A 13,048-nucleotide genomic window follows, 5' to 3' on the forward strand; every position below is an offset into this window, starting at 1 on the left:
ATCAAAAAATTAATTTTGTTGCACAAATCAGATCATTATGTATTTACAAACTGTTGCTTTAAATGATGTCAAATGTTTTGCCCTGCATGGATTTTATCCGGAGGAGCAACTTACAGGAACTGAGTTCCGGGTTAGCGTTGAAGTCACCTTTACCCATACGGGCAATACGGAAGACTTGCAACAAACCGTTAATTATGAAGTGCTGAATACAATTATTCTGGAAGAGATGAGAAATACTAAAAAGATGCTTGAATCTGTGGTTAAGCTTATTCTGGATAGAACTATTTCTACTTTTCCTTTTGTTCTGACTGCCGTAGCGGGAATTAAGAAAATGCATCCGCCTATGCCAGGAGAGATTGATCATTCATTTGTTCAATTATCATATACATCCGAAAAGAAACATTAAAAAATAAAAAAAGTATTAAAATATATATGTCCGACTTTCCTAATTATACAAAGGTAGATCCTGGTTTTTTAGCTCAGCTTGTTGCCGTTTTGGGCGCAGGAAATGTGTTTACTGATAATGTTTCATTAGCTGATTATAGCCATGATGAGACTGAAGATCTTCATTATGAACCCGAGGTTGTAGTGAAACCCGTTAACACAGCGGCTGTGTCTGCTTTACTGAAACTTTGTAATGAACATCATGTTCCGGTTACGCCTAGAGGTGGCGGAACTGGATTAAGCGGTGGTGCTTTGCCGGTGTTTGGTGGCGTATTGTTATCTATGGAGCGTTTTAAGGCTATTATTTCGATTGATACTGAAAATTTGCAGGCGACGGTTGAACCGGGTGTAATTACTGAAGAGTTTATGAATGCGGTAGCGGAACACGGGTTGTTATATCCTGTTGATCCGTCAAGCAAGGGATCTTGTTTTATCGGTGGAAATGTAGCGCACGTTTTGGAGGCCCAAGGCCCAAGGGTAGTGAAGTATGGAACGATAAGAGAATATATATTAAACCTGGAGATTGTTTTACCTACTGGCGAGGTTATCTGGACAGGGGCAAATACGCTTAAATATGCTTCGGGTTATAATCTTACGCAATTGATGATTGGTTCTGAAGGAACGCTGGGTGTGGTCACTAAAATTGTAACTAAACTGGTTCCTAAAGTCCAGAATAGTGTATTGATGCTGGGCTCTTTTTCTGAAAATGAACAGGCCTGTGCCGCGGTATCTGCGATTTTCAGAGCCGGGATTACTCCATCTGCTTTAGAATTTATGGAGCGTAAAGGGGTAGAATGGGTTGTTAAGTTTGATGATATTAAATTTGATATCAAAGATGGGGTAAATGCTTATCTGATGATAGAATTTGATGGGGATGATCTGGATGCTATATTTAAATATTGTGAAAAGGTAAATACTGTATTGGAGGAGTTCGGTTGTTCGGAAGTGCTTTTCGCGGATACTGCCGACAGACAGAAAGAGGAGCTATGGCGTATGCGCAGAACAATGGCAGAATCGGTGAAGTCTAATTCTGTTTATAAGGAGGAGGATACAGTTGTGCCAAGGGCTGCATTGCCAAAATTAATTAATGGGATTAAAGAAATTGGTTCCAGATATGGTTTTGAAAGTGTTTGTTACGGACATGCTGGTGATGGTAATCTGCATATCAATATTATCAAAGCAGGGATGAGCGATGAGGACTGGAAGAATAAACTGAAGGATGGTATTGTTGAGTTGTTTGAATTAACGGCCGGCTTAGGGGGGACGATCTCTGGTGAACATGGGATCGGACTTGTCCAAAAGGAATTTATGTCTATTAAATATAGTGAAATCAACCTCAATCTAATGAGGGGGATTAAAAAGGTTTTTGACCCGAACTGGATATTAAACCCTGGGAAAATATTTTAAGGTTTTTAGCCGATATACGCTTTATGAAGGGTATATCGGCTAGCTTATTTTGTGAATATATTATAATTGCTCGAAGGCCATCATTTTTTCTTTCTCTGCTTCGGGAATAGGAATGGCTTTTTTTGAATGATGAGAAAAGGCTACGCATATGGTCTTTCCTTTAGTGCAAATTTCCTCTTTGCCGTTTACGTGCTTAACAATCATATAATCAAGATCAAAACTGCTGTTTCCAATTCTGGAAGTACGTACGTATATGCTTACTTTATCTTCTATGAATATAGGACTGATATAGTCCATAGAGGCTTGCGCAATAACAACGCCTGTCTCTTTCCAATTCCAGGAAATTGCGTTATTCCAGTATTTTGTACGCGCAATTTCAAGATAGGTGAAATAAATGGCGTTATTCACATGCCCAAGCATATCAAAGTCTGCAAAACGGGTTTCTATCTCTGTTTTATACTTGAAACTGTCTAAATTACCTATGGTTACTGACTTTTTGTCTGTCTGTTTTGTTTTTGTATGCCAAAATGTCTTAAATATCATAGATTATTGGATTGGTATAAGAGTTGAATAGGTGGTTATATATTTAAAAATAAAAAATTAAAGGAGAATATAGCTATGACATTAGTAAAATTTAACAACCGTACAAGAAGCCACGCACCTTACTTTAACAATGTTTTTGACTCTTTGTTCAGTGAAGCGCTAAATAAAAATTATACTATAAATAAAGTTCCGGGTGTAAATATCCTGGAATCGGAAACTAATTATACCATCGAGCTTGCTGCTCCTGGTTTAGAAAAAAGTGATTTTCAAATTAATTTGAAAAAAGATACGCTTTCTGTTTGGGCTGAGAAAAAAGAAGCTGATGGTGAGGTTAAGAAAAATTACAGCAGAAAAGAATTTGATTATTTGTCTTTTGCAAGATCGTTCACTTTACCGGAAAGTGTTGATGCGGAAAAGATTTCTGCGGAATATCTGAACGGGATATTGACGATCGCAATTGGGAAAAAAGATGAGGTGAAGGAAGAAAATAAAGAGATTAAGGTTTTGTAAGGTTTGGTTTTTTAAGAGGGGCATTTCGAAAGATTTGCCCCTTTTTTGTTTCTGAGGGAAAATAGAAAATAAACCGGGTATAGTAGTTTTACGAACCGCGCCCATGAAGAATGGGCAATGTTCGTAAAACTACTATACCCGGTTTATTTTTCCTAAGGAAATCCCTCCCTCAGAAGATGTAAAAAATCGGGCAAACTTTCTACATTGGTTTGTTGGATGGCTGTTTGATTTTGTTGTTAGTTATTGTTGCTGCCTTGTAAGATTTGATTATTTCATTGATGACTAATTGTGGGTTCTCTATGAAGATATAGTGATTGCAACCTTCGGCAAGAATTATTTTACTATTGGGACGGGGTTTAATGAAATTTTGCTGAGAGATCTTCCATTCTTTACTGTCTGCTTCTCCAAAAGGCGGATTGTCTGCATATATACTGGTTATTGGTATTTGAGATGGAAAAGGTGTGGCTCTCAAAGTCACATAATTCTTTTCCAGATCTTTAGCAATATAGTACATGCCAATATTTTTCTTTTTTAAGTCTTCAAGTGACTCCTCGGGGTTTCTATATAATCGCTTGAGGGCTTGTGGTGTAAAGAAGTTGCTATTACATGCGTCAATGAAAATGGCGGCTTTAATTGTTTGTGGATTTCTTGCAGCGTTAATTGTTGAATAGATACCTCCCAGTGAATGACAAACGAGAATTTTGCTTGAGTTGCCATATCCTAATCTTGAAAGGCCTTTTTCGAGACTTTTTATTTCATTGGTGATGTCAGAGTTGATGGAATCGCGAGTGCTTTTGCCAAAACCGGCTCTGTCATAGGTGATCAGGGTTGCTCCGGTAGCATCAGCTATGGGGATTAACAGGCCTTCCCATATGGTTGAATTGTCCATACCGCCTGCCTCAAATAGAATTACTGTTGAAGAGCCTTTGATAATACTGAAGAACAACTTGTGTGTGTCAACATCTACAAGGGTATCTAAGGGGTGGTATTTTTGTTTTGCTTTTTGAATCTTTGCTTTACTGTGATTCATTAAGGACTCCCAGCGCGGATCTTGATGAAGACTTTCGAAATTTGGGTCCTGGTATAAAAAGTCAACATCAAAAGTTTGAATTTCTTTTACATATTGAGCCAAATAATAGAATGTCTTGTTGGGATTTCCGGTCAGGGACCATGAACTTGCAGCGATATATTTATTTCTGGTTACTCCGTTTCCTTTATTAGATTTAGATAATGAATCAAAGGATAATCCGGACTTTAAATATTGTTTTTGATCATTATATTTTAAGGCTCTTTGGTTATGAATAAGGTATTCTTTACTAGCCAGAAATGTGTTTTGTGCGGATGATTTTAGTGCGGTAAACACTAATAGAAGTAGAATTACAGCTTGTCTCATTGATCTTGGCTTTGTAATAGGATGAAATTTTAGGATGTTTGTTACGTTTTTTAATTTAAAGGTTTTGAAAATTAATTATAAGGAATGGTTAAGTTATTGTTGGCGCTGCAAATACTGCTGTTTGGCCTGGCTGGCTTTGCCCAGAAAAAGAGAATTGACTTTTTGGTTTCTTATACGGTTATGTCTAAGGATAGGGAGCTTGCTGGATATAAGACCCGTGGAGGGAAAATTGTTATTCCGGCAAAGTTTATATATGCCGCTGATACACTTTATGACAGGGCTTTTGTTATAGGTAAAGGTGGATGGCAAGGTATTAACAGAAGGGGAGAAGTGATACTTATACCGTTTATTTATGATAATGGCCCTGATTATGATTCGGAAGGACTTTTTCGCTTTGTCGAAAATAATAAAATTGGATTCGTTGATCTAAACTGGAATAAGGTTGTTCCAGCTGTTTTTGATTTTGTTGAACCGTTTAAGGACGGACTTGCTATTTATACGCTGGGTGGCCATAAGGTAATGGATGGTGAGCATTGGTATTGGGCTGGTGGATATGATGGGGGGTATGTGAATAGGTGGAATCAATGGTTTAAAAAAGTAAATGAACCTAGAGCGGGACTAAGGGAAGCTTGGACCAAGGGAGGCAAGCATGTGTTGCTGAATAAGAAGGGCAGGGTCGTGAAGAATTTTAATCGTTAAACAAAAATTGGGTTTCTTCCATCATCATAACGCCCCTGGCACTTAACGTGCCAGGGGCGTTATGATGATGGGTTTAATATGATGATTACTATTCTAAATAATCTTAACGACTATTCGTAATTTCCAGTCAGGTCTACTGAATAACGGGCAAATCCGACGTTCCAAAGAAAGCCGTTCTTATCTTTACTTATTTCTCCATTAAATATAGCTCCATACCCACCAAAACCTCTATGGAGTAGTATGTATGTACCTTGAGCGTCTTTTGCGTGTATCTGTACATCGTATTTCGAATCTGAAACGGCTGTCTCATCAATATAGACTTTTTCTGAAACTTTAAATGTGATAGGCGCATTATCAGGGGTAGCATTATTATATACAGGACTTTTATAAATTACTGGAGCATCATATATGCCCCTGTAGATGGATAATCTACTCCCGCTTCTCGTTTTGTAATCTCCACCCAGATATCGGCATTGTTAGACTTAGGACGAGCTCCGTCTCCAGATCTCCAGTCTATATTTTGAATGGTGATATTTCTTAGGACTGTAGCAACAACTTTTACTTGTTTTTTTAATACTGAGGTTTCTCCTGATGAGTTTTTTGCTGTCAGTGAAACTGTGTAGTCGCCTGGTTTGTTGAATTTGAAGATTTCATCTTTTTTTGTTGAAGTGGTTCCATCTGCGAGTGTCCAGCTGAAAGACACGGCATTTTGAGATTTATTCTCTATGTAATAATCCCGGGTAGACTTGAGTGTTACTGAAGCAGACTCCTGTCCGTCTATTTTGAAATTTGCCTGTGGTGCAGGAGAAGCCGGGGGTTGGTCTGTATTTTTTTTACATGCCGACAAACTAACAACTGTTATTAATAGGAGGTAAAAGGTTGATTTCATAATTTTTAAATTAGTTGACGTCTAAGTTAATAATTTTTTTTTGAGAAATTATTACAGATTCTTAGAAATAGAGTTTGCTAACGTGTAACAAAAATTTAATACGAAAAAAATCCCGTTCTTATGAACGGGATTTGGTGTCTTATGTTGATCCGGGGCTAGGTGTAACCCAGGATTTTTAATACTTGCTTACTGTTTTGCTCTTCTCCGAATACCTCAAAGTTGAATGTCTCATCACGGTTGCGTCGGATAATCACATGCTTAGGGCTTGGTAACAGACAATGGTGAATTCCACCGTACCCACTCAATACTTCCTGATAAGCTCCGGTATTGAAGAAACCAAGGTATTGTACTTTACGCGTCTTCGGCATAAATACCGAGTTCATGTGCGCCTCCTGGTTGTAATAATCCTGACCATCACAAGTGATACCCCCAAGATTGACTCTTTCGTATTCCGCATCCCAGTTATTAATAGGAAGCAGGATGTATTTCTGGTTTAAAGCCCATACATCAGGAAGGTTAGTGATGAATGATCCATCCAGCATTAACCATTTTTCACGGTCATTCTGTTGCTTACGTCCCAATACTTTGTAAAGGATACCTGAAGCTTCTGCTACTGTGTATTTACCGAATTCTGTAATGATATCTGGTTCTACTACATCGTGTTCAGCACAAATTTCTTTGATACGTTTTACGATCTCGTTCACCATGTATTCATAATCAAAATCAAATACTAAGGAGTCTTTAAATGGCATACCACCACCGATATCTAAAGTATCCAGCTCAGGATTGATTTTTTTGAATTTACAGTATAGGGTTACGTACTTCTCAAGCTCATTCCAGTAGTACGGAGAATCTGTGATACCAGAGTTGATGAAGAAATGCAGTAATTTAACCCTGAAATTAGGGTTTGCTGAGATTTTATTGTTGTAGAACTCAATTACATCTTCCATACGTACGCCTAAACGAGAGGTATAGAATTGTGAATCAGGCTGCTCCTCTGCGGCGATACGGATACCTAAATTACAAGTGTTTTCCAGCTCCACTTCGTCGTCAAAAAGGTTAAATTCCTCTTTGTTGTCTAATACGGGAATGATGTTCTTATATCCGTCGTGCAACATATCAATGATATATTGTTTGTACTGATATGTTTTAAAACCATTGCAAATAACTGTAATGTCCTTGGTAAGGGCACCTTTTTTCTCAAGGGCCTCAATCATCGGCATATCGAACGCGGACGAAGTCTCTAAGTGAATGCCATTTTTTAAAGCTTCTTCGACGATGTGTCTGAAGTGGGAGCTTTTTGTGCAATAGCAATACTTGTAATCTCCACGGTAATTGTTCTTGATGATCGCGGTCTGAAACAACAGTTTCGCCTGCTGGATTTTTTTAGTGATCATCGGAAGATAAGTGAAACGTAATGGCGTACCATAAGTCTCAATCATTTCCATTAAATTCAGATCCTGAAAGTATAGTTCGTCATCGATGACACTGTATCCTTCTTGAGGAAAACCTACACTTAGATCAAGAAATTCGGAGTAACTCTGCATTTTTTATATTTTTGAACAATTATTTAAAGGGTTGACAAATTAAAATGAGTTAATTTTGGTGCCAAAGATAAACACTTTAAAATACACTGGTAATTTTATTTTATGACGAAGAGCTTAAAGATTATAGAAGTTAAGTCGGAGTTGGGCGCAGGTACACGCGGTGCTAGCCTCGGCGTTGATGCGATTAAGATTGCCGCACTTGATTTTGGGAGTAGATTTTTTAAAAAACATAAGTCAGTTGAGGTTCCTAATGAGAACCATTTATTACTTGAAAACACGGGTAGTCCATTCGCTAAGCGGATTTCTGGAATTTTGACGATGGTTGAAAGGGTTGCCGATGAGGTGACTGAAACGTTAAGCAAAAATGAGTTTCCAATTGTTCTGGCTGGTGACCATAGTACTGCCGCAGGAACAATAACGGGGATAAAAAAAGCTTTTCCTAAATCGAAATTAGGGGTGATTTGGATCGATGCACACGCTGATATGCACTCTCCATACACTACGCCTTCGGGAAATATGCACGGAATGCCGCTTGCAATGGTGCTTGATGAGGATAATCTTGATGCTAAAGTTAATGAACTTGATCAGGAAACACTAAATTACTGGTATCAGTTAAAAAATGTAGGAAAAATTGCACCGAAGATCAATTATAGTGATCTTGTGCTGATTTCTGCGCGGGATATGGAGAAACCGGAAGAGAATTTACTGAAGAAAAATAAGGTAAAGATGTACAGCACTGCTGAGGTCCGGAAAAGAGGGGTAGAAAGAATCGTTATTGAAACCATGCAGTATCTGGATCAATGCGATCTGATCTATGTATCTTTTGATGTGGATTCTATGGATCCTACGGCTTCAAGAGGTACCGGAACTCCGGTAGCCCAGGGGCTTACTGAGCGTGAAGCTGGCGGATTGATGTCCAGGTTCCTTGCTTATCAAAAGGTATGTTGTTTTGAGATAGTAGAAGTTAACCCGACCCTTGACAGGGAAAATCAAATGGCTGAGCATGCATTTGAGATTTTAATTAAGGCAACGAATGCCTTTAGAAACGAATAGAATTATGAATATCCAACAACATATTATTACTGCGACTGTTAACGCGGTCAAAGAACTATACAATCAGGATTTACCTGAAACACAAGTTAATCTTCAGGATACGCGCAGCGAATTTGAAGGAGAAATTACTATTGTTGTGTTTCCTGTAGTCCGCTTTTCTAAAAAATCACCTGAAGTAACGGCAAATGACCTTGGTGAATATCTTAAGGAACATATTGAAGAAATAACTGCTTTTAATGTTGTTAAAGGATTCTTAAATCTGAGCATTGTAAGCTCTTACTGGGTTGACCTGTTTCAAACAGATTTGCTTAGGGATGAATTTGGTGTTATCCCACTGAATGGTAAAAAAGTAATGGTCGAATATTCTTCGCCAAACACAAATAAACCTCTTCACTTAGGACATGTTCGTAACAACTTATTAGGTTATCTGTTCTGTTTCTGAGCTGTTAAAGGCTAATGGAGCAGAGGTGTTTAAGGTTAACCTTGTCAATGACAGGGGGATACATATCTGTAAGTCTATGCTTGCCTGGCAGAAATGGGGTAATGGTGAGACGCCTGAAAGCTCTGGCTTAAAAGGTGATCACCTGGTTGGTAAGTATTATGTGATCTTCGATAAGGAATATAAAAAGGAGATCGAAGCACTTAAGGAAGCCGGTCAGACTGAGGATGAAGGTAAAAAGAATGCTCCGTTAATCAAGGAAGCACAAGCTATGTTGTTAGCCTGGGAAGCTGGTGATGAGGAAGTAATCTCGCTGTGGAAAAAGATGAACGGATGGGTTTATGATGGCTTCGCAGTCAGTTATAAGAACCTGGGTGTTGATTTTGATAAGTATTATTATGAAAGTAATACGTACTTATTAGGAAAGGATACTGTGGAAGAGGGGCTGACTAAAGGTGTTTTCTTTAAGAAACCTGATGGTTCTGTCTGGATCGATCTTACTGAGGATGGATTAGATCAGAAGTTAGTGCTCCGTGCGGATGGAACTTCTGTTTATATCACTCAGGATCTGGGTACTGCACAAATGAAATATGATGATTTCAAAATGGATGAGTCTATTTATGTGGTAGGTAATGAACAGGATTATCACTTTAAGGTTCTGTTCCTGATTTTAGATAAGTTAGGTAAGAGCTGGGCTAAAGGATTATATCATTTATCTTATGGAATGGTAGATCTGCCTAGCGGTAAAATGAAATCACGTGAAGGTACTGTGGTTGATGCGGATGATTTGATAGCGGAAATGATCGCTACTGCTAAGCAAAAAACTGAAGCACTGGGTAAAGTAGATCATTTCAGTGAGGAAGAGAAGGAAAGTCTTTACTATAAAATTGGTATGGGTGCGTTGAAATACTTCTTGCTGAAGGTTGAGCCTAAGAAACGTTTGTTATTTGATCCTGCTGAGTCTATCGACTTCCAGGGCAATACAGGTCCGTTTATTCAATATACGCATGCAAGGATTAAATCGCTGTTAAGCAAAGCAGATTATAAGAATGGACAGCATGTTTCTAAGGATATAGATTTATCAGCTACTGAACTGGAAATGATAATTTTATTATCGAGATATCCTGCTGAAATCGCTTCTTCTGCTAAGGCGTTTAGTCCGGCTACTTTAGCAAACTATATCTATGAAGTGGCAAAAATGTTTAATAAGTTTTACCACGAGATTCCGCCAATCGTGAAGGAAGAAGATGAAGCAATTAAACAACACAGGTTAAACCTGAGCTGGGTGACTGCAAATATCCTTAAATCGGGGATGCGTATTTTAGGAATTGAAGTTCCGGAGAGAATGTAAAACCTTTTTTTGTCAAAAAATAATTCCATTTGGAATGGAAAGAATAATGGAGGTGCTTTTAACAACGGCACCTCTTTTTATTGTGGTTTAATTTACTGTATTATTGTGCCTAATCATTTGATCAATTTATGAATTGGAAAAAATTATTGTCTTCTAAGCGTTGGGGAAATGAAGATCGCTTTGTTGCAAATGGAAAAGAGGCAAGATCTGAGTTTCAACGTGATTATGATAGAATTATCTTTTCGTCTCCATTCAGGAGACTGCAAAATAAGACACAGGTATTTCCTTTGCCAGGAAGTGTATTTGTTCATAACAGGCTGACTCATAGTTTAGAGGTGGCAAGTGTAGGGCGGTCATTGGGGACTATCTTTTATAACAGGATCAAAGAAACTAACCCGGATATAGATGAGTCTTGTCCGTTGCTTGTTGAAGTGGGTAATATTATCGCTTCGGCCTGTCTTGCTCATGACCTTGGAAATCCTGCTTTCGGGCATTCTGGTGAATCTGCTATTTCTCATTATTTTACTACTGGAGATGGAAAAGTATATAAGGATAGGGTAAGTGAGGCTCAATGGGAGGATCTGATCAATTTCGAAGGGAATGCTAATGCATTACGAATATTGACACATTCTTTTGCAGGAAAAGGAACTGGTGGCTTTGCATTGACTTATGCAACACTGGCTTCTATAGCAAAGTATCCTTGTGCTGCTGTTGCCGGACATGATAAAACGAATATTTATACTAAGAAATATGGCTTTTTTCAGGCTGAAGAGAGTGGCTTTAGAAAAATAGCAGAAGAAATGGGGCTGATCAAGGTTCAGGATGAACCTTTGATTTATAAGCGCCATCCGCTGGTTTATCTGGTTGAAGCAGCTGATGATATTTGTTATAATATCATTGATCTGGAAGATGCACATCGTTTGAAAATTCTTTCTTATGAAGAGGTGGAGAGTTTACTTCTGCCACTATGTAATGATGTTAAATTGCCTGCGCGTTTAGCAGAAATGGAAGATGATGATGCGAAGATTACTTTAATGCGTGCGAAATCTATCAATACATTAATAGGACAATGTTCTCAGGTGTTCTATGATAACCAGGAAGCTATTCTGAATGGTGACTTTAATTTAAGTCTGATGGATGCTCTATACAGGAGCCTTTCTTGTCTGTGATGAAGTATATCGAGCGTATCTCTATCAAAAAGATCTATAATTATTCTTCTGTTGTACAGATTGAGGTTGCCGGCTATAAAGTAATGGGCGGTTTGCTGGAAGAATTCATCCCGGCTTATTTGAATAATGAATCAAAATATCATAAAAAACTGGTAGAGCTGATTCCAAATCAGTTCAAGACTAAAGAGGCTGACGATTATACAAAGATACTTTGTGTGCTGGATTTTGTTTCTGGTATGACTGATATTTATGCGGTAGAGATGTTTAGAAAGATAAAAGGGATCTCTTTTCCTTCAATGAGTTAAAAGGGGCCGTAAGTCTTCTGATAAGTAGTTTTGATAAAAAGAAAACCCCGGTCATGGTGTACCGGGGTTTCTCGTATTTAAAATTTAAGCAACAAATTTTAATCTTTTGTATTTCTACTTTAATCTTTTTGTGTCCCTGATGTTAGCTTCACATTTCCTTTACGTCTGAACCTGGAAATGTCATTGGGCTTTTTGCAGGCCTTTCATCTCCAAAAAGAACGCCCCATTGCTTGAACGATTCTGTTCTGTCGAAAATAACTTTAAGCACGGCAATGAGGGGCATAGCAAGGAACATCCCTGAAACCCCGGCAATACTTCCGCCAACTACTACGCCTAAAATCGCCATTAAGGCATTTATCTTAACTTTCGAACCTACAATCCTTGGCATCAGGATATTGTTATCTAAGAACTGAACTGCTGCAATTACGGCTAAAACAGTGACTACTGGTGCAAGAGACGTTGAAGCGGTTACAGTTAATAATACACCGATTATGTTTCCAATTAATGCACCTACATAAGGGATCAGGTTCAGGATGGCAAAGATAATTCCAATCAGTAAGGCATGCTGAATGCCGAAAAGCATTAATAACCCGCCTAAAAGGATGGTCATGTAAGTGATTTGTATTAGTAACCCGACAAGGTAATTTTTGATAATGGATTCAGTTTCATAAATATAGCCTCTTTAACTTTCGGATGGTCAGTAGTTTTGAACCACATAAACACGAAACGTAATAAGATGTCTTTATAGAAAAGCATCAGGTAAATGTAAATAGGTAATAAGCCGACAAAGACAAATAAGGAACTTAATGTTACTGCTGCTCCGCTTGCCATTCCTCCGGCCATATTTAACAGGTCATTGCTTTTTTTATTGATAAAAGTTAGCTGTTCAGTAGGGGAATAGTGACTTATGCTGCTTATCCATTGGCTGAGGGATTTTAGATGCTGTGCTACGTTTTTCTTGATTTCAGGAAAGTCCGACACGAGGTTTCCTACCTGTGCAGTGAAGAACCAGGCAATGAGCCCTATGAAAATTACGACTAGCAAAATAGGGAAAACGATAGCTATGATTTCAGGGATTTTATATTTTCTTAGAAAACGATAGACAGGCAAAAGCATGATACTAATGAAGAATGCCATGATAACTGGCATGATAATATCACTGGCAACAACAAATAATGCACCGATAAGCGCTAAACCGAGTAACTCAATAGACCGCCTGACGGTGAGAGGTAATTCTTTCATATTGTAATGTAAATGTTAATTTTCAAGGGTTAAACATGAAAAGATAGGAAATGTTTG

At 38.2% G+C, this 13,048-nt stretch carries 11 protein-coding genes and 2 pseudogenes; 7 read left to right on the forward strand and 6 right to left on the reverse strand.

What is annotated here, in order from left to right:
- The first annotated feature begins 37 nt into the window (after window positions 1–37).
- On the forward strand, window positions 38–406 hold the full coding sequence (locus ACWYN3_RS01430) for a dihydroneopterin aldolase (protein WP_456219540.1): 369 nt from the start codon (window positions 38–40) through the stop codon (window positions 404–406).
- Between the two features lie 26 nt (window positions 407–432).
- Window positions 433–1,851 (forward strand): FAD-binding oxidoreductase, encoded by a 1,419-nt coding sequence (locus ACWYN3_RS01435; RefSeq protein ID WP_456219541.1) that lies wholly within the window; start codon window positions 433–435, stop codon window positions 1,849–1,851.
- Window positions 1,852–1,911: 60 nt separating this feature from the next.
- Here the strand turns inward: ACWYN3_RS01435 and ACWYN3_RS01440 are convergent, their stop codons facing one another.
- Window positions 1,912–2,394, reverse strand: a complete 483-nt coding sequence (locus ACWYN3_RS01440) for an acyl-CoA thioesterase (RefSeq protein ID WP_456219542.1) — start codon at window positions 2,392–2,394, stop codon at window positions 1,912–1,914.
- 75 nt (window positions 2,395–2,469) lie between these two features.
- Between ACWYN3_RS01440 and ACWYN3_RS01445 the strand changes: the two genes are divergently transcribed.
- Window positions 2,470–2,904: an Hsp20/alpha crystallin family protein gene (locus ACWYN3_RS01445; RefSeq protein ID WP_456219543.1), complete on the forward strand. Its 435-nt coding sequence runs from the start codon at window positions 2,470–2,472 to the stop codon at window positions 2,902–2,904.
- Between the two features lie 199 nt (window positions 2,905–3,103).
- Here the strand turns inward: ACWYN3_RS01445 and ACWYN3_RS01450 are convergent, their stop codons facing one another.
- Window positions 3,104–4,297: an alpha/beta fold hydrolase gene (locus ACWYN3_RS01450; protein ID WP_456219544.1), complete on the reverse strand. Its 1,194-nt coding sequence runs from the start codon at window positions 4,295–4,297 to the stop codon at window positions 3,104–3,106.
- Between the two features lie 84 nt (window positions 4,298–4,381).
- Between ACWYN3_RS01450 and ACWYN3_RS01455 the strand changes: the two genes are divergently transcribed.
- Window positions 4,382–4,996 (forward strand): WG repeat-containing protein, encoded by a 615-nt coding sequence (locus tag ACWYN3_RS01455; protein WP_456219545.1) that lies wholly within the window; start codon window positions 4,382–4,384, stop codon window positions 4,994–4,996.
- Between the two features lie 391 nt (window positions 4,997–5,387).
- Here the strand turns inward: ACWYN3_RS01455 and ACWYN3_RS01460 are convergent, their stop codons facing one another.
- Together ACWYN3_RS01460 and ACWYN3_RS01465 are read right to left on the reverse strand one after the other, a co-directional pair.
- A complete protein-coding gene (locus ACWYN3_RS01460; protein ID WP_456219546.1) occupies window positions 5,388–5,885 on the reverse strand; it encodes a PKD domain-containing protein in 498 nt (165 codons plus the stop codon).
- A 155-nt stretch (window positions 5,886–6,040) separates the two neighbouring features.
- Window positions 6,041–7,432, reverse strand: a complete 1,392-nt coding sequence (locus tag ACWYN3_RS01465; protein ID WP_456219547.1) for an arginine decarboxylase — start codon at window positions 7,430–7,432, stop codon at window positions 6,041–6,043.
- A gap of 102 nt (window positions 7,433–7,534) precedes the next feature.
- Here ACWYN3_RS01465 and rocF point away from each other — a divergent pair, with 102 nt between their 5' ends.
- The 3 genes and pseudogenes from rocF to ACWYN3_RS01480 all read left to right on the forward strand — a co-directional run bounded on the left by rocF (window position 7,535) and on the right by ACWYN3_RS01480 (window position 11,749).
- Window positions 7,535–8,485 carry an arginase gene (gene rocF, locus ACWYN3_RS01470; RefSeq protein WP_456219548.1) on the forward strand — a complete coding sequence of 317 codons (951 nt, stop codon included), beginning with the start codon at window positions 7,535–7,537 and terminating at the stop codon, window positions 8,483–8,485.
- A gap of 4 nt (window positions 8,486–8,489) precedes the next feature.
- Window positions 8,490–10,275 (forward strand): annotated as a pseudogene (gene argS / locus ACWYN3_RS01475) (arginine--tRNA ligase).
- 128 nt (window positions 10,276–10,403) lie between these two features.
- A pseudogene (locus ACWYN3_RS01480) lies at window positions 10,404–11,749 on the forward strand (deoxyguanosinetriphosphate triphosphohydrolase).
- Between the two features lie 148 nt (window positions 11,750–11,897).
- On the opposite strand, the gene ACWYN3_RS01485 reads toward ACWYN3_RS01480, so the two are convergent.
- Both ACWYN3_RS01485 and ACWYN3_RS01490 read right to left on the reverse strand, forming a co-directional pair.
- Window positions 11,898–12,422 (reverse strand): AI-2E family transporter, encoded by a 525-nt coding sequence (locus ACWYN3_RS01485; RefSeq protein ID WP_456222832.1) that lies wholly within the window; start codon window positions 12,420–12,422, stop codon window positions 11,898–11,900.
- Window positions 12,374–12,991 (reverse strand): AI-2E family transporter, encoded by a 618-nt coding sequence (locus tag ACWYN3_RS01490; RefSeq protein WP_456219549.1) that lies wholly within the window; start codon window positions 12,989–12,991, stop codon window positions 12,374–12,376. The genes ACWYN3_RS01485 and ACWYN3_RS01490 overlap by 49 nt, the downstream gene beginning before the upstream one ends.
- Between the last annotated feature and the right edge of the window lie 57 nt (window positions 12,992–13,048).

It is taken from the genome of Pedobacter sp. NJ-S-72 (assembly GCF_053890575.1).